18 protein-coding genes, 1 tRNA gene and 2 pseudogenes are annotated in these 15384 nt (G+C 43.9%); 17 read left to right on the top strand and 4 right to left on the bottom strand.

The features are described 5' to 3' along the window. Positions 1-7: 7 nt before the first annotated feature. Positions 8-415, bottom strand: coding sequence for a MaoC family dehydratase (locus ASC49_RS08860; RefSeq protein WP_082443773.1), 408 nt, complete (start codon positions 413-415; stop codon positions 8-10). A 139-nt stretch (positions 416-554) separates the two neighbouring features. Between ASC49_RS08860 and ASC49_RS08855 the strand changes: the two genes are divergently transcribed. Next, the gene (locus ASC49_RS08855; protein ID WP_055462890.1) at positions 555-1562 is read left to right on the top strand and encodes a S49 family peptidase; all 1008 of its coding nucleotides are present in this window, start codon (positions 555-557) and stop codon (positions 1560-1562) included. An 80-nt stretch (positions 1563-1642) separates the two neighbouring features. Here ASC49_RS08855 and ASC49_RS08850 read toward each other — a convergent pair whose 3' ends face one another. After that, on the bottom strand, positions 1643-2230 hold the full coding sequence (locus tag ASC49_RS08850) for a Maf family protein (protein WP_055462889.1): 588 nt from the start codon (positions 2228-2230) through the stop codon (positions 1643-1645). A 113-nt stretch (positions 2231-2343) separates the two neighbouring features. Here ASC49_RS08850 and ASC49_RS08845 point away from each other — a divergent pair, with 113 nt between their 5' ends. The 7 genes from ASC49_RS08845 to fabF all read left to right on the top strand — a co-directional run bounded on the left by ASC49_RS08845 (position 2344) and on the right by fabF (position 7429). Continuing rightward, positions 2344-2895, top strand: coding sequence for a YceD family protein (locus ASC49_RS08845; RefSeq protein WP_245624675.1), 552 nt, complete (start codon positions 2344-2346; stop codon positions 2893-2895). Between the two features lie 11 nt (positions 2896-2906). Beyond that, positions 2907-3086, top strand: coding sequence for a 50S ribosomal protein L32 (gene rpmF / locus ASC49_RS08840; protein ID WP_055462888.1), 180 nt, complete (start codon positions 2907-2909; stop codon positions 3084-3086). Between the two features lie 13 nt (positions 3087-3099). After that, positions 3100-4050 carry a fatty acid synthesis protein gene (locus ASC49_RS08835; protein WP_055462887.1) on the top strand — a complete coding sequence of 317 codons (951 nt, stop codon included), beginning with the start codon at positions 3100-3102 and terminating at the stop codon, positions 4048-4050. After that, positions 4047-4973 (top strand): ACP S-malonyltransferase, encoded by a 927-nt coding sequence (fabD, locus tag ASC49_RS08830; protein ID WP_055462886.1) that lies wholly within the window; start codon positions 4047-4049, stop codon positions 4971-4973. The genes ASC49_RS08835 and fabD overlap by 4 nt, the downstream gene beginning before the upstream one ends. Positions 4974-4993: 20 nt before the next feature. Further along, the gene (gene fabG / locus ASC49_RS08825; protein WP_055462885.1) at positions 4994-5719 is read left to right on the top strand and encodes a 3-oxoacyl-ACP reductase FabG; all 726 of its coding nucleotides are present in this window, start codon (positions 4994-4996) and stop codon (positions 5717-5719) included. A gap of 135 nt (positions 5720-5854) precedes the next feature. After that, the gene (acpP, locus tag ASC49_RS08820; RefSeq protein WP_055462884.1) at positions 5855-6088 is read left to right on the top strand and encodes an acyl carrier protein; all 234 of its coding nucleotides are present in this window, start codon (positions 5855-5857) and stop codon (positions 6086-6088) included. A gap of 102 nt (positions 6089-6190) precedes the next feature. Next, positions 6191-7429, top strand: a complete 1239-nt coding sequence (gene fabF, locus ASC49_RS08815; protein WP_055462883.1) for a beta-ketoacyl-ACP synthase II — start codon at positions 6191-6193, stop codon at positions 7427-7429. Positions 7430-7469: 40 nt separating this feature from the next. Here fabF and ASC49_RS08810 read toward each other — a convergent pair whose 3' ends face one another. Continuing rightward, entirely contained in the window at positions 7470-7883 is a 414-nt protein-coding gene (locus ASC49_RS08810) for a PA2817 family protein (protein WP_055462882.1), read from the bottom strand. Between the two features lie 54 nt (positions 7884-7937). Between ASC49_RS08810 and ASC49_RS08805 the strand changes: the two genes are divergently transcribed. From ASC49_RS08805 to queF, 3 genes are read left to right on the top strand one after another with little or no spacing between them, the layout of a single operon-like run. Then, positions 7938-8855 carry an ABC transporter ATP-binding protein gene (locus ASC49_RS08805; protein ID WP_055462881.1) on the top strand — a complete coding sequence of 306 codons (918 nt, stop codon included), beginning with the start codon at positions 7938-7940 and terminating at the stop codon, positions 8853-8855. 1 nt (position 8856) lies between these two features. After that, positions 8857-9630: an ABC transporter permease gene (locus tag ASC49_RS08800; protein ID WP_055462880.1), complete on the top strand. Its 774-nt coding sequence runs from the start codon at positions 8857-8859 to the stop codon at positions 9628-9630. A gap of 10 nt (positions 9631-9640) precedes the next feature. Next, a complete protein-coding gene (queF, locus tag ASC49_RS08795; protein WP_055462879.1) occupies positions 9641-10453 on the top strand; it encodes an NADPH-dependent 7-cyano-7-deazaguanine reductase QueF in 813 nt (270 codons plus the stop codon). A 23-nt stretch (positions 10454-10476) separates the two neighbouring features. Here queF and ASC49_RS08790 read toward each other — a convergent pair whose 3' ends face one another. Beyond that, on the bottom strand, positions 10477-12000 hold the full coding sequence (locus ASC49_RS08790) for a coiled-coil domain-containing protein (RefSeq protein ID WP_055462878.1): 1524 nt from the start codon (positions 11998-12000) through the stop codon (positions 10477-10479). 97 nt (positions 12001-12097) lie between these two features. On the opposite strand from ASC49_RS08790, the gene ASC49_RS08785 reads away from it, so the two are divergent. The 6 genes and pseudogenes from ASC49_RS08785 to ASC49_RS08760 form a co-directional block, all read left to right on the top strand. Continuing rightward, the gene (locus ASC49_RS08785; RefSeq protein WP_055462877.1) at positions 12098-12661 is read left to right on the top strand and encodes a nitroreductase family protein; all 564 of its coding nucleotides are present in this window, start codon (positions 12098-12100) and stop codon (positions 12659-12661) included. A gap of 75 nt (positions 12662-12736) precedes the next feature. Next, positions 12737-12824: transfer RNA gene (locus ASC49_RS08780), tRNA-Ser, on the top strand. Positions 12825-13154: 330 nt separating this feature from the next. Then, positions 13155-14384 carry a tyrosine-type recombinase/integrase gene (locus tag ASC49_RS08775; RefSeq protein ID WP_055462876.1) on the top strand — a complete coding sequence of 410 codons (1230 nt, stop codon included), beginning with the start codon at positions 13155-13157 and terminating at the stop codon, positions 14382-14384. Between the two features lie 79 nt (positions 14385-14463). Beyond that, the gene (locus tag ASC49_RS08770) at positions 14464-14673 is read left to right on the top strand and encodes an AlpA family phage regulatory protein (protein WP_055462875.1); all 210 of its coding nucleotides are present in this window, start codon (positions 14464-14466) and stop codon (positions 14671-14673) included. Positions 14674-14792: 119 nt separating this feature from the next. Further along, positions 14793-14942, top strand: a pseudogene (locus ASC49_RS08765) (helix-turn-helix domain-containing protein); the annotation flags it as partial. A 68-nt stretch (positions 14943-15010) separates the two neighbouring features. Next, positions 15011-15384 (top strand): annotated as a pseudogene (locus ASC49_RS08760) (transposase); the annotation flags it as partial.

Raw genomic sequence — 15384 nt, 5'->3', positions numbered from 1 at the left:
AATCCAGTTATGGGATCATTATGGTTGCTTCACCTGTCACTACTTTTTTGCCTTCCACGGTGCAAACCGTTTCGATGACAGCACGACGACGGCGTTCATTGAGTTCTTTGACTGTTACCGTTGTTGTAACAGTGGTGCCAATGAAAACTGGCGCACGAAACTTAAGTGTTTGCTCTAGGTAGATGCAGCCCGGTCCTGGTAGTTTTGTGCCAATCGCTGCTGAGATAAAGCCAGCGGTTAGCATGCCGTGCGCTATCGGCTTTTCGAAACTGGTAGTTGCTGCGTATTCGGCATCTAGATGAACTGGGTTGGTATCGCCAGTTAGCTGGGCAAATGCTTGAACATCTTGTTCTGTCACTGTTTTTTCGATGCTTGCAGTTAGGCCTTCGGTTAAATCTTCAAATGAATAGCTCACTATTAAGTCCTTATTCCTATAAATATCGCTATGTTACACTTCAATCGGTGTTTACTTAAGGCTTTGACGCGTTAAGGCGTCGTATTTTTGATTTACGGTCTATTTGATATGGTTCTGATTAGACCAAATGGAGTGGTTCATGGCTTGGAATGAAGAAGACGATAAGAACAATACTAAGATTGAGCAGCATGCAGACAATGAGGTTTCCAAACAATCTAACGCAAATACGGATGACAATGTGATTGACGCTTTAAAAGAAGTCTTGAACTCGCAAATTGTTGAAAAGCGTCGGGCTCGCCGCTGGAAAATCTTTTTCCGATTTGTGTACTTGTTTGTCTTTATCGGTATTTTAGTGGCGGCCTTTATGAAGGCAGATGTGGATGAGGTATCGTTGGATGATAGTGTTGCGATTATTCGTATGCAGGGCACGATAGGCGCTGAAAGTGAAATCGATGCCAATGAGTATGTGCCACTTTTTGATGAGATCTACGCCGATCAATCCACTAGAGCCGTGTTGATTGAAATGAACAGTCCAGGTGGAAGTCCTGTGCACTCAGGTATCTTGCATGATGTGATTATGCAGTACCGTGCCCAATATCCTGATATTCCGGTAGTGGTAGCGGTTGAGGATATGGCAGCGTCGGGTGGTTATTATATTGCTTCGGCTGCAGATAAGATTGTAGTTGATAAGGCAAGCTTGGTCGGCTCCATTGGTGTGATTTCTGGTGGCTTTGAAGCCAGTGAGCTGATTGAAAAGATTGGCGTAAAACGTCGATTGTTTACCGCTGGTGAAAATAAAGCCTTCTTGGATCCATTCTCGCCGATGACAGAACAAGCCCAGCAAAGCTGGCAGGCGGTGCTGGATGAGACCCATCAGCAATTTATCAATGCGGTAAAAGAAGGGCGTGGTGATCGTTTGCAGGATGATCCGCAAATGTTCACGGGTATGGTATTTACTGGTGCGCAGGCGGTGCGTAATGGCTTGGCTGATGAGTTTGGTTATGCACAACAGTTATTAAATACTGAATTTGCTGGTTTGACTCCTGCTTACTACTCACCTTATCAAGAGCCATGGGAAAAAGTGGCAAAACAGCTTGGCGTTGAGTTAAGTGCTGGGGTGAAATCGCTACTGTTTGATGTGCGCTAAATAGCGCTTGTTCGTGAGGTTTAATTTAAAACGGAGGCTGTGATGCCTCCGTTTTTTGTTGCTGTGCCAGAGTTTGCTTGCTAAGCCAGAGGGTCTAAGCCCACTAGGCGCAAACTTTCACAGGTTTCTATTAAAGGTAGGCCTTCTAGAGAGGTTGGATCGCTGCCTTCCATTTTTGCAAACAAGGCGACTCCAAGGCCTTCGCACTTAAAGCTACCAGCGCAATCTAACGGCGCCTCAATGGCCACATAGCGCTCAATCTCATAGTCGGTTAGGTTTCTAAAGGTCACCTTGTACTCTGAAAGCGTATAACGGTTTTGTTGAGTGCGGCTGTTATAGAGGTATAAACCGGTTAAAAAGTTGACTGTCTGACCGCTAAAGCGTTTGAGTTGGGCGATGGCTTTTTCTGACGTATGAGGTTTTCCGATGATGTCGTCTTCAAAAGTGGCGCACTGATCAGAAGTGATTAAAATACAGTCGTTGCTCAGCTGCGCTAATAGGGCGTTTGCTTTTGCTTTCGTTACGCGCTCAATGTATTGTTCTGGCAATTCTGCAGTCAATCGGCTTTCGTCAATGTCTGGGGATAGAGTGGTAAAGGGTATCCCCAGTCGTTTGAGTAACTGTTGACGGTATTTTGAGGATGAGCCTAAGATCAATTTTTGTGTCATAAGGGCGTTCTAGCGTTTTGATTTGTCGAAAAATTAACTAATTCTACCTAAGACTCGAAATAATACGTAAAAAATGCCAATTAAGCCTCAGTATTCTTTGACAAGAATGGGACTTGGCAATATTATTCCCCGCCATGTTGAATGACACATTACCTAAATATTTTGACCCTCGTAAACATGCAGCTCATGAAGTTACATTAGAGGGGCGTTTACCACTTAGTCAATTTCCTGAGTTGAGCGCTGCTTTAGCGTCAAATGAAGGGAATGCGTTTGTTCATCTAGACTTTAGAGTGGATGAAGATAGGCGCTACATTGCGACTGGTTCGATTAAAGCTACTGTTCAAGTTGAGTGTCAACGATGCTTGGAAGCGGCTCCGGTTGAGCTAGAGGTTGATCTTTGTGTGTGCTTCGTTTATGACGAAGACCATGCCAAGAATATACCAGGCGACTATGATCCCGTTGTCATGACCGATGGTGAGGTCGTTCTCGCTGATATGGTCGAGCAAGAATTAATTCTCGCTTTACCTATTGTTGCCTATCACGACGAAAGTGGTTGCAACCCAGTAGCTCTAAAGTATGCCTCGTCTACCGATGACGCACCGGATGACGAAATTAAACCGAATCCATTTAGTATATTGGCCGAATTAAAGGCTAAGAAAAATTAGGAGCTCCAAAAATGGCAGTACAAAAAAGTAAAGTGACTCGTTCACGTCGCGGCCAGCGCCGTTCACACGATGCACTAACTAACCCAACTCTATCTGTAGAACAAACTACTGGTGAACTACACCGTCGTCACCACGTATCTGCAGACGGTTTTTACCGTGGCCGTCAAGTAATCACCCCAAAAGGTGAGTAATTAGATACCCCAAATGATTAGGGTAGCTATTGACGCTATGGGCGGGGACTTAGGTCCCCGCATTGCATTCCAAGCAACAGAAAAAATTGTTGCCGCCTTTACCGATGTTGAGGCGTATTTCTATTTTGATGCGCAGGAGTTCGAAGTTCCTGCAGACTCGCCTTCTTCTCGAATTATTCCTGTTGCTTGCCATGATTCCATTGCCAGTATGGAAGCTGTCGATCGTTCATTATTTAAACGAGTAGATTCGACCATTTATCGTGCATTGACGGATATGGCTGAGGCAAAAGCAGATGTAGTGGTCACCTTCGGTAATACGGCTGCTATGGTGGCGCTTGCACGGCATATTGTGGGGTTGCTTCGTCCCAAACTGTATCCAGCTTTAATTCGAGAGATGCGGCCTAATCCACTTCGTTGTTTGGTGGACTTGGGTGCAAATGTTCATTGTCCGGCGGAAATGTTGAACGGCTTTGCATTGCTAGGTGCTTCGTATGTGGAAGCCCGTAGTGATAGCGAGGCGAATGTTGCCTTGCTTAATGTAGGTGTTGAAACCAGTAAAGGTAGTTCCGTGATTAAAGAGTGCTACCAGATGTTATCAGAGCAATCTTGGCCGAAGTTTTCCGGTTTTGCAGAAGGTTTTGAGCTTTTTGCCGGTGAAAAGAATGTGATCGTCTGTGATGGTATGGTCGGCAATGCTGTCTTAAAAGCTTCGGAGGGCTTGTTTGTGTTCCTGCTTTCCCAATTGCCTAAACATTCGGTTGATACGTCGGCGATTGAGAAGCTAATTCAGGCGGAAAGTCGACATGGTGCCTGTTTAGTGGGGATCAAAGGTAATTTAGTGAAAGGTCATGGTCGCTCAGATTTAAAGGCGATGATCGGTGCGATTGAGTACGGTATTGATATTGCTCGCACGAATTTATACAAACGAATTGAATCAAAATTAACTCAACAGGGGGTGTTATGAATTCTTCATTAGCATTCGTATTTCCTGGTCAGGGCTCGCAGCAACTGGGTATGTTGTCTGACTTGGCTGAAAAATACGACATTATTAAAGCAACGTTTGACGAAGCTTCTCAAGTCCTAGGGTATGACCTGTGGGATTTAGTTCAGAATGATGCAGAATCGCTAAATCAGACAGATAAAACTCAACCAGCATTACTAACAAGTAGTGTGGCGTTGTGGCGTCTATGGGAGCAACAAGGTGGTGACATGCCAGCTTATGTAGCAGGCCACAGCTTGGGTGAATATTCTGCATTAGTTTGTGCTGGCGTGATTGAATTCACGGATGCGGTTGAGCTAGTAAAGCTACGCGGCGAATATATGCAGCAATCTGTGCCAGCAGGTACGGGGGCTATGGCAGCAATTATTGGTCTAGACGATGATCAAGTGATTGCAGCTTGTGAATCTGTGACCGAGGGTGTAGTCAGTGCAGTAAACTTTAACTCGCCTGGTCAAGTCGTTATTGCTGGTGAAACGGCTGCAGTTGAGATTGCGATGGCGAATGCCAAAGAAGCAGGGGCTAAACGAGCGCTTCCTCTTCCTGTCAGTGTGCCTTCTCATTGTAAATTGATGGTACCAGCCGGTGAAAAACTAGCAGAGCGTTTGAATGCCATTGAGTTCAAAGAGCCTGCTATTAAATTGGTGCAAAACGTGTCTGCTCAAGCCGTTTCAGACGCTGCTCAGATCAAGGCAAATCTTGTTTCTCAACTGAGTGAGCCAGTTTTATGGACGCAATCTATTGCTTTGTTGAATGAGCTTGGTGTAGAAAAGACAGTTGAATGTGGTCCGGGTAAAGTTTTGACGGGTCTAAACAAGCGAATTGTGAAAGGTTTAGACGCCGTAGCAATTGGAGATGTGGCAAGCTTTGACGCTGCGACAGCAAATTAAAAAAGACTGGAGATAACTTGATGAGCAAGATTGCGCTAGTAACTGGTGCGACGCGAGGGATTGGTAAAGCCATCGCGCAAGCGCTAGTCGCTAATGGTATGACTGTAGTGGGTACCGCAACAAGTGAGGCGGGTGCTGCAAGCATTAGCGAATACTTAGGCGATAATGGTAAGGGTGTGGTGCTGGACGTTTCTAATGACGAGTCAGTAGATGCTGTTATCAAGCAAATCAATGAAGAATTTGGTGCGCCAACGATTTTGGTTAACAATGCGGGGATTACCCGTGATAACCTGATGATGCGCATGAAGATGGATGAGTGGGATACAGTGATCAACACTAACCTGACTTCTGTGTTCCGCGTGACTAAAGCGTGTCTTCGTGGCATGACAAAAGCGAAGTTTGGTCGTATCGTAACGATCAGCTCTGTTGTTGGTTCTATGGGTAATGCTGGTCAAGCTAACTATTCAGCTGCGAAAGCGGGCCTTGAAGGCTTTAGCCGTTCGTTGGCAGCGGAGATTGGTTCGCGCGGTATCACAGTAAACTGTGTGGCGCCTGGTTTTATCGCGACCGACATGACCAAAGATCTGCCTGAAGAGCACAAGGCGAATTTGGTTTCTAAAGTGCCTGCAGCGCGCCTAGGTGAGCCAGAAGAAATTGCCGCAGCTGTTGCTTTCTTGACCTCAGATGCAGCAGGTTACATCACTGGTGAAACATTGCATGTCAATGGCGGCATGTACATGGCGTAATTTGAGTTGAAATTCGTAATGAATTCAACGAAAATACGTCTCCGGTTCATGATGAGAATCACGCCCAGTGTGGGTGTCACTAATTTTTATAATATGCTCAAAGTGAGCTATTAACGAGTAGAGTAGGAACTTCTAATGAGTAGCATTGAAGAACGCGTTAAAAAAATCGTTTGCGAACAACTAGGTGTTAAAGAGGAAGAAGTTGTACCAGCAGCGTCTTTCGTAGACGATCTAGGTGCTGATTCCCTAGACACAGTTGAGCTTGTTATGGCTCTTGAAGAGGAATTCGACACTGAGATTCCTGACGAAGAAGCTGAAAAAATCACCACTGTTCAAGCTGCAATTGATTACATCAACGCTAACTTGTAATACTCTGGTGCACTGAGTTTCCGAAAAGCCGCTTGTATTGTATATACAGCGGCTTTTCTTATTCTTACCCCTGTAGTAAAAGGGAGTTTTCGGAGGAATCATATGTCTCGTCGTCGGGTCGTAGTCACCGGTATGGGAATGGTGAGCCCCCTTGGCAATAACGTAAAAGACACTTGGGACAATATCATTGAAGGCAAAAGTGGTGTATCTGCGATTGAACACTTTGATGCCTCTCAGTTCTCAACTCGTTTTGCTGCGCAAGTAAAAGACTTCGATGCATCGCAATATATGAGCATTAAAGAAGCTCGTAAAATGGACGTGTTTATTCAATATGGCATTGCTGCTGCCGTCCAAGCGATAGAAGATGCTGGATTAACTCCTGATAGCGTTGATTATAAACGCATTGGGTGTGCTATTGGATCAGGCATTGGCGGTCTGCCAATGATTGAAAAGAACGTAGAATTACTTAACGCATCGGGACCAAAACGCATTTCGCCGTTCTTTGTTCCTGGTGCGATTATCAACATGATTTCTGGCCATGTTGCAATTCGTTTTGGTTTCCAAGGCCCAAATATTTCGATTGTCACCGCCTGTACAACAGGTACGCATAATATTGGTATGGCAGGTCGTATGATCTCCTATGGTGATGCGGATGTGATGGTGGCTGGTGGCGCTGAAATGGCCATTACCCCTTTGGGGATAGGCGGATTTGGTGCAGCGCGCGCGCTATCTACCCGAAACGATGATCCTAAGACGGCTAGCCGCCCTTGGGATAAAGGTCGTGATGGTTTTGTAATGGGGGATGGTGCTGGTATCTTGGTTTTAGAAGAATACGAGCATGCGGTTGCTCGTGGCGCGACAATTTACGCAGAACTTGCCGGTTTTGGTATGAGTGATGATGCGTACCATATGACTGCACCACCAGAAAATGGTGAAGGTGCGTTGTCTGCCATGTCTGCTGCTTTGAAAGATGCTGGCGCAGAAGCCCATGAAATCGATTATATCAATGCTCATGGTACGTCTACACCAATCGGTGACCTAGCGGAAACCGAAGCGGTGAAATCCCTAATGGGAGCCGACGCATCTGATGTGGCGATCAGCTCAACTAAGTCCATGACTGGGCATTTGTTGGGTGCTGCCGGTGCGGTGGAGTCGATCTTCTCGGTTTTAGCGATTCGCGATCAGCTTGCGCCGCCTACCATTAACTTGGATGAGCCAAGTGAAGGTTGTGATTTGAACTATGTGTCAATGACTGCACAAAAGCGCAAAATAGAGTTGGTGTTAAATAACTCATTTGGCTTTGGTGGCACAAACGGTACCTTAGTGTTCCGAAAAGTATAAAAAAAAGCGGCATTAGCCGCTTTTTTTATAAACTTAAATTTTATTGCAAGGTTTCCCCTTGAGCAGTAGGGCGGTTAGCTTCTATGATCGTATCGATATCTACGCTCTTCCCTGCTTGTTCCGCATCGTATAATTGCTCGTCAATTTGTTGGTAAAAAGCCAGTTCTTCATCACCCAAGAAGTGTAGGCATTCACCGCCAACAAAATACAATAGCTCACGATGCATCAATGGTACTAAGTTTGGATAGCAGCGGATAAAGCGACTTAAAAGCTCCTGAGCGTCAAATAGAAACTCAGGCTGTGCTTGGTTGCCAGCAATAATTAGTTCTCCCCACTTATTAATGAAATCTTGCTCTTCTTCTGCCAGTTCAGATCGATCAAATGGGTCGTGTTCCTGAATACGTTGCTGAAGAACTTGTAGGCGGCTAATAATAAATTGGATTCTAGAACTCACGAGAAACGAAACCTATCTTGGTGGGTTTAAGGTGTATTAATTAAGAAGGTTATTATGGCATATGCTATTGAAATAAAGGACCTAAAAAAGCGTTACGGCAATGGCTTTGAGGCGCTAAAGGGGATTAACCTGAATGTAGAGCAGGGTGACTTCTTTGCCTTGTTGGGGCCAAACGGTGCTGGGAAGTCGACCACAATTGGTATTTTATGCTCTTTAGTGAATAAATCCTCTGGCAGCGTCAGTATCTTTGGCGTCGATATTGATAAGGACTTCCCTGGTGCGAAACGCTATCTAGGTGTTGTGCCACAAGAGTTCAACTTCAATGTGTTTGAAACGGTCTTCAATGTTGTGGTAACTCAAGCCGGTTTTTACGGTATTCCAACTCATGTCGCAGAAGAGCGTGCTGAAAAATACCTGAAGAAACTTGATCTATGGGATAAGAAAGACACTCAATCACGTATGTTGTCTGGTGGTATGAAACGCCGTTTGATGATTGCGCGTGCGTTGATTCATGAGCCGAAAGTATTAATTCTGGATGAGCCGACAGCGGGCGTGGATATTGAGCTGCGCCGTTCCATGTGGGAGTTCATCAAAGAGTTAAATGAACAGGGTACGACGATTATTCTGACGACTCACTATTTGGAAGAAGCTGAGCAGCTGTGCCGCAATATTGCCATCATTAATAGTGGTGAAATTGTTGAAAACACCAGTGTGAAGGCGCTCCTCAAAACACTAAGTAGTGAAACCTTTGTCTTAGACTTGGACGAAACCATCGGTGAGGTCAAGTTAGATGGCTATGAGATCAGATTGGTAGGGGATGGTTCATCAATTGAAGTTTCTGTCATGAAGGGGCAAAACCTCAATGATGTTTTTGCTTATCTAAATGATCAGAACGCCAAAGTTGTTAGTATGCGAAATAAGTCGAACCGCCTTGAAGAGCTATTCGTTAAATTAATCAAAGGAAGTAAGTAGCATGTCCTCAAGTGAAATCTGGATTGCGTTTTACACCATCCTACGTCGAGAAATTCGACGATTTATGCGTATTTGGCCGCAAACCTTGTTGCCGCCTGCGATTACAATGACACTGTATTTTGCAATTTTTGGTAACTTAATCGGTAGTCGTATTGGTGAAATGGATGGCTTTAGTTACATGCAGTTCATCGTGCCAGGTTTGATTATGATGTCGGTAATCACCAACTCCTATTCAAACGTTGCATCATCGTTCTTTTCGGCGAAATTTCAACACAGTGTACAAGAGTTGTTAGTCTCACCTACGCCAAACTGGGTGGTGTTAACGGGCTATGTCTTGGGTGGCGTGGCACGTGGTTTATGTGTTGGTGCCACGGTGACAGTATTGTCATTGTTCTTCACTCATTTGCATCTGCATAATCTATTTTTAACCATTCTGATCGTATTGTTGACATCGGTGATGTTTGCCTTAGGTGGTTTTGTGAATGCTTTGTTTGCGCGTAACTTTGATGACGTGTCGATTGTGCCAACATTTATCCTGACGCCACTAACGTATTTGGGTGGGGTTTTCTACTCAATCAGCCTATTACCTGACGTTTGGCAGGGCATTTCCATGCTAAACCCAGTGTTATACATGGTGAATGCGTTCCGTTATGGCATTTTAGGTGTATCAGACATTGACGTGACGTGGGCATTAGTTATCATCTGCGCGTTCATTATTTGTTTATTTTATATTGGCTTAACTCTGCTAAATCGTGGCAGAGGCATTAGAAGTTGAGGTGTTGAGCATGGGGTTTTTACCCTTAGGACAGAAAACGGATTACGTTTCTGAATATGATTCTGGTTTGTTGTTCCCTATCGCACGGGTTGATAAATGGCGTGACATGGGCATCGAATCTGAGCGTTTACCCTTCCATGGAGAGGATATTTGGAACGCATACGAGCTGTCTTGGCTTAACAAAAAAGGAAAGCCGATCGTGGCTACAGCGGAGTTTCGCTTGCCATGTTCGTCGCCAAACATTATTGAGTCTAAGTCGTTTAAGTTGTACCTAAACTCATTGAATCAAATGCGCTACGAAGATCAATTTGAAGTGCAAGGTATTTTGGAGGCAGACTTATCTGCTGCTGCTGGAGCTCCTGTCACTGTCATTATCCGAGATGTGGATGCGATGGAGTCATTGGTGGTCCTTACGCCAGACTACTGTATAGATGACCTTGATGTTGAGATTAATGAATACCATCCCAATGCGGATCTGCTGACAGTAAAAGAGACGGAGCAAGTAGAAGAACGTTTGGTCAGTCACTTGCTGAAATCTAATTGTCCTGTGACTAACCAGCCTGATTGGGGGTCAGTCTTTATTGATTATCAAGGTGGTCAAATTGATCATGCTGGATTATTGAAATACATTGCCTCATTCCGTGAGCACACGGATTTCCATGAGCAATGTGTGGAGCGCATTTTTATCGATATTATGACGCGCTGTAAGCCGCAAAGCTTGGTGGTATACGCTCGTTATGTACGTCGTGGTGGTTTGGATATAAACCCTTATCGCTCGACTTCACCGATTGTGTTAGGTAATGATCGTCTCGCACGCCAATGATCAGGCAAACGCTCCGCTAACGTTTAGCGGAGCGTTCCTAAATACTTTCGCTCTAAATCAGAGTAGGCCAACTGTAACCGGTCTAGCTCAAGACTTTTCTTATTGTATTGATTACGCAGTGCTTTCTCGCTGGAATCTGAGACCTGATTAATCAACTGTTCCTTCATCTCATGAACTTGTTTGACCAATTCATGGTTTTCCTCCCGTAAAGCGTTTAGTTCTGCTTTCTCACTAGTTTGAGAGACAGGATTTAATGTTAAGCTGCTCTCAATTTGTTCGCGTAATGTTGAATTTTCGGCCTCGGCGTTTTCTAACTCTTGTGCCAGAAGCTGTACGCATGTTTCAGATTCCTTAAGGATTTGTTCTAGATTACGAACTTCTTTTTCTTGTTGTGAAAAGGGTTGGGTAGCAGCTTGAGCATCGGACTTGATGGACTCGAAATCATCCAGCAGTGCTTCAATGGTTTGCCGTTTATTACTAGAGAGCGCCTGAAATTCTTCAAGTACCCCACCTTCAGCGGCTTTTATTTGGGCATCCATTGCTTCGAGCTGTTTGTCTTTCACTGAGATATCTTGCTTAAGAGAATTGATGCTCAAATTAGCATCGTCCAATTCCATTTGTAGCTGACTGATTAAGGATTTCGACTCTTCTGATAAGCGTTCAATCCTGTTGAGTGCCATATGTTGGCTTTCTTGTTCCTGTTGGTCATTTTTACTGTGATCGGAGTCTTTCAGTTGCGCTTGTAAGTGCTCGATAATGGCTTGTTGGCGTTTTGATAGGCGCTCTAATTGGTGTAAATGGCGAGTTGAATGGTGTGGCTGCGTTTCATGCTCTTTGGGTGGCTGAGAGGTGACATATTTGTCGTCGCTACCCGTATGTTTCTCGAGTTTGTCGATTTGTTGCTGCTGGCGTTTGAGTTCGAGCTTTAGTCGTTCAAGTTCTTTGAACTTATCACTGAGTTTTTTCAGTTTCTGTTCGCTATAGTCAATGCTCTTATGTAGCTCGAGATGCAAGTCGCGCTGATTGTGAATCAGCTCCTCTTTAGAAATAAGCAGTTCACTGGCTTGGATAAATTCATCATCAATGTCCTTTAGGGCCTTGGTGAGTGTATGGGTATTGAGCTGCTTTGACTTAATGGCCTCTAGGGTGTGAATGATGCTGGCCATAAAACGATTTAGTATGGATTGAGGCTGATGGTTTTCTTCATTCAGTACAATAGCTCGTTCAGCCTTAACCAGAGTGCCCCAGATCTTGACTCGAGTTACGTGATCCAGATTATTAGATTCTCGTAGCGCGACTAGATGATCTGCGGCATGATTGGCTTGTGTCTCCAGTTCTTGAGCAAAAGCTTTATAAGATTGTTCGTTGGATTGATCTGAAAGCTCAGAGGAGGAGGGGCGCTCGGTTTGCTCTGCTTCATGGACGTTATTTTCCTCGGGCGTATCTGTTTTTTTGCGCAAAACGACTCCGCGCCAGATAAGCCAAAGCGAAGCAACTACCATAACGGTAGTTGCTTCAAGTAACAGCCAAAGTATCCATTTTTCCATAATGCCTACTCCATTAATGAGAGTCGTTTAGATTTACAAGGCTAAACACATTGGTTATGTTAGGTATATCTATGATATTAACGGAATTTTTAGTGCTATGAGTAAAGATTTTTTGCAGTTCATGCGTGATCGTGTATCCAATAATCAGTTAGCAGAGCCAGCGCCAACGCACTCTGAGTGGAGAGAAATTCTCGATGCGGCAAGCCGCGCCGCGGATCACGGTAATTTAAAGCCATGGCGCTTCAAGGTCTACGAAGGCGATGCACGTAGCCAAGTAGGAGAGGTCTATTGGCAGCATGCAAAATCGGAAGTAGAGCAGCTGAGTGACGATAAAGCCGATGTGTTTATTAAAAAGGCTTACCGTGCTCCAGCGATACTACTTGTTTATGCAGATCTTATTGAGCATCCGAAAGTCCCTGAGATGGAGCAATTGATGGCGGTTGCAGCCTCTGCGCAGCAAGCTTTACTTGGTTTGAATGCATTAGGCTACGCTGGTATTTGGCGTACAGGGCCCGCTGTGTTTACTGATGCAGCGAAAAATCAGCTTGGTTTGACTGAAAATCAGCAGGTTGTAGGCCTTATTTATGTCGGCACAGCGTCTGCAGAAGTGACACCAGTAGAGAATACCGGAATAGATGAGCGATTAACGTTTGTTAGTTAAATAAAAGCTTGCAATTCAATAACTTCAAAATTAATATACGCGCCACGTTTTGCATATCTGCAAACAAAAAGTTTTGGTGAGCTGTCCGAGTGGCCGAAGGAGCACGCCTGGAAAGCGTGTATGTCGAAAGGCATCAAGAGTTCGAATCTCTTGCTCACCGCCATAATCTCAGAAAAGACGTCCAAGGACGTCTTTTTTTGTGTCTAAAATTCAATAAAATCAATAATTTATGTTCAATAGTGTCCATATTGAACGATTACGTCCAAGAAAAAAGTGTAGTGTAAATAGTATGACTAATCTTTCATCTAATTAGAGTCATACACTTTTCGATTAAACGTAACATGCCTATCTCAAAGCTTAAAATCAGTCTTTTTAATGTTGAATAACTTCTAAGTTATTGTAATTTAATAGAAAAATTGGTTTTGTGTATGACGGTATTTTTCGTGATTTTCCTCGATAAATCAGTCATACACTAGCTGATTCAGGAGGCATCATGGCAGGTTTAAATAAACTAACCGTCAAACAAATCCAAAACCTGAAGTCTGTTGACGGTAAATCCATTCGCAAATCAGATGGCGGTGGTCTTTACATATACGTTAAACCAAATGGTTCAAAATTTTGGGAGTTCAGGTATACAAGACCAGTAACTGGAAAAAAAACGTTTATAGGCATTGGTCCATTCCCTGATGTGTCACTTTCAGAAGCTCGGGATAAGGCACTTGAAATGCGTAAGCTATTGCACGACGGAATTGACCCGCAAATAGATCGCATTGAAAGGAAGGCCAAGCTTAAACTGTTACAAACGTATACTTTGAAGTACGTTGCTGATCAATGGCGAGAATTAAAAGTGAGCCAAGTAAAAGATAAAACGATGCTTGATAACTGGCGTAAGCTTGAAAAGTACGCGTTTCATAAACTTGGTGACATCCCTGTTAAGTCTTTAAGTGCTCCAATTGTAATAGAAGTGCTTCGTGAGCCCGAGAGCATTGGTAAGTTGGAAACTGTGAAGCGAACAGCTCAGCTCCTTAATGAGATCATGAATTTTGCAGTAAACAGTGGATTCATTGATCACAACCCTCTTTCAGGCATAAGAGATGTGTTCAAGAAGCCTGTAGTTGAGCACATGAAAGCTTTAAGCCCACATGAGGTGTCTGATCTTATGCGAGCTTTAGGTCATGCCAATTTATATATTGTGACTCGTTATTTGATTGAATGGCAGCTCCATACGATGACACGCCCTGCTGAAGCTGCAGGTACAAAATGGGATGAGATCGACTTTGAAAATAAAGTTTGGGTTATCCCAGATTCAAGAATGAAAATGAAACGCGAACATCGTGTACCGTTGACTGAGGAAACCCTTTCTATACTTGAGGGTGTTAAAGCATTTACATCTAATAGTCCTTATGTATTCCCTTCTACCAGAAGTAATAGTCGTCATGTTGACCCTGAGTCAATAAACAAGGCATTAAAACGGATAGGATTGAAAAATCGCACGACTGCTCATGGATTGCGTTCGCTTGCCAGCACAACCCTCAATGAGTGGGGAGAGGACCCTGATTTGATTGAAGTAGCGCTTGCTCATATTGGTAAAGACAAAATACGCAATGCCTACAACCGAACAGATTACCTTGAACGGCGTCGAGAAATGATGCAACGATGGAGCAGCTATTTAACAAGGTACTCTTTAGGATCTTTCTCTGTTTTGAATACACTTAACGGTTAGTAAGGTGAATAATTCTTTGAATTATTGAACTGCCTCAGAACGGAATATATCTGATACTAAGTTTTTTCTTGTAAGGAGAATGGAAAAGATGTCAGTTAAGATTATTCGAATGCGAGAATTAAGTCAGAAAACAGGTTGTTCAAGAAGTACAATCTATTCGTTCATTTCAAAAAATGAATTTCCAAAACCTATCTCATTGGGTGCGAGAGCGGTCGGTTGGATTGAAAGTGAAGTGGATGAGTGGATTGCTCAAAAGGATGTTCAACGGTACTCATCTACTCGGCAATAGAGCAGAATTAGTTGTATTAGTTCAGACTAGATCTGACACTTCAATTTGAAAAGAAGAGAGTTACCCACTTTGATTAAAGGTGACGAAACCGTAATCAAAGACAACAAGAGGTAACTCTCATGCTTCATACTAGCAATCCAATCATTAAACACAAAGCTGGTCTTCTCAATCTGGCAGAAGAACTCGGTAATGTATCAAAAGCCTGCAAAGTGATGGGCGTTTCAAGAGACACATTTTATCGTTATCAAGAGCTGGTCGAGTCTGGTGGTAATCCCCCCGAAAATTAACAGCAGCCAAAAGTAGAATTTTCTCGTAATCTAAACGCAGGAGGTTCTGCATGAAAAAGTCACGTTATACCGACAGCCAGATTATGGCGATTTTGAAACAAGCTGAAGCCGGAACACCCGTTCCAGAGCTGTGCCGTGAACATGGCATGAGCGCGGCATCATTTTATAAATGGCGAGCCAAATATGGCGATATGGATGCTTCTTTAATGGCGCGGATGAAAGAACTTGAAGAGGAAAACCGTCGCCTTAAAAAGATGTACGCTGAAGAACGCTTGAAAGCCGAGATCATACAGGAAGCCATGGCAAAAAAGTGGTGAAGCCGTCTCAACGGCGAACCATGGCTCAGCATGCAGCGGCAAATAAAAAAGTGAGTATTCGTTTGGTTTGCTCGGCTTTTTCGATTAGCGAAACGTGTTACCGCTAT

Origin of the sequence: Marinomonas fungiae (assembly GCF_001418205.1) — a bacterium.
Taxonomy (GTDB): domain Bacteria; phylum Pseudomonadota; class Gammaproteobacteria; order Pseudomonadales; family Marinomonadaceae; genus Marinomonas; species Marinomonas fungiae.
This window is presented reverse-complemented; position numbering and strand designations above follow the sequence as displayed.

Excerpts from the sequence above, each read along its gene's own strand:
- ASC49_RS08855 (WP_055462890.1), top strand. The coding sequence starts at position 555 with ATGGCTTGGAATGAAGAAGACGATAAGAACAATACTAAGATTGAGCAG.
- ASC49_RS08850 (WP_055462889.1), bottom strand. The coding sequence starts at position 2,230 with ATGACACAAAAATTGATCTTAGGCTCATCCTCAAAATACCGTCAACAG.
- rpmF (WP_055462888.1), top strand. The coding sequence starts at position 2,907 with ATGGCAGTACAAAAAAGTAAAGTGACTCGTTCACGTCGCGGCCAGCGC.
- ASC49_RS08835 (WP_055462887.1), top strand. The coding sequence starts at position 3,100 with ATGATTAGGGTAGCTATTGACGCTATGGGCGGGGACTTAGGTCCCCGC.
- fabD (WP_055462886.1), top strand. The coding sequence starts at position 4,047 with ATGAATTCTTCATTAGCATTCGTATTTCCTGGTCAGGGCTCGCAGCAA.
- fabG (WP_055462885.1), top strand. The coding sequence starts at position 4,994 with ATGAGCAAGATTGCGCTAGTAACTGGTGCGACGCGAGGGATTGGTAAA.
- acpP (WP_055462884.1), top strand. The coding sequence starts at position 5,855 with ATGAGTAGCATTGAAGAACGCGTTAAAAAAATCGTTTGCGAACAACTA.
- fabF (WP_055462883.1), top strand. The coding sequence starts at position 6,191 with ATGTCTCGTCGTCGGGTCGTAGTCACCGGTATGGGAATGGTGAGCCCC.
- ASC49_RS08805 (WP_055462881.1), top strand. The coding sequence starts at position 7,938 with ATGGCATATGCTATTGAAATAAAGGACCTAAAAAAGCGTTACGGCAAT.
- ASC49_RS08800 (WP_055462880.1), top strand. The coding sequence starts at position 8,857 with ATGTCCTCAAGTGAAATCTGGATTGCGTTTTACACCATCCTACGTCGA.
- queF (WP_055462879.1), top strand. The coding sequence starts at position 9,641 with ATGGGGTTTTTACCCTTAGGACAGAAAACGGATTACGTTTCTGAATAT.
- ASC49_RS08790 (WP_055462878.1), bottom strand. The coding sequence starts at position 12,000 with ATGGAAAAATGGATACTTTGGCTGTTACTTGAAGCAACTACCGTTATG.
- ASC49_RS08785 (WP_055462877.1), top strand. The coding sequence starts at position 12,098 with ATGAGTAAAGATTTTTTGCAGTTCATGCGTGATCGTGTATCCAATAAT.
- ASC49_RS08775 (WP_055462876.1), top strand. The coding sequence starts at position 13,155 with ATGGCAGGTTTAAATAAACTAACCGTCAAACAAATCCAAAACCTGAAG.
- ASC49_RS08770 (WP_055462875.1), top strand. The coding sequence starts at position 14,464 with ATGGAAAAGATGTCAGTTAAGATTATTCGAATGCGAGAATTAAGTCAG.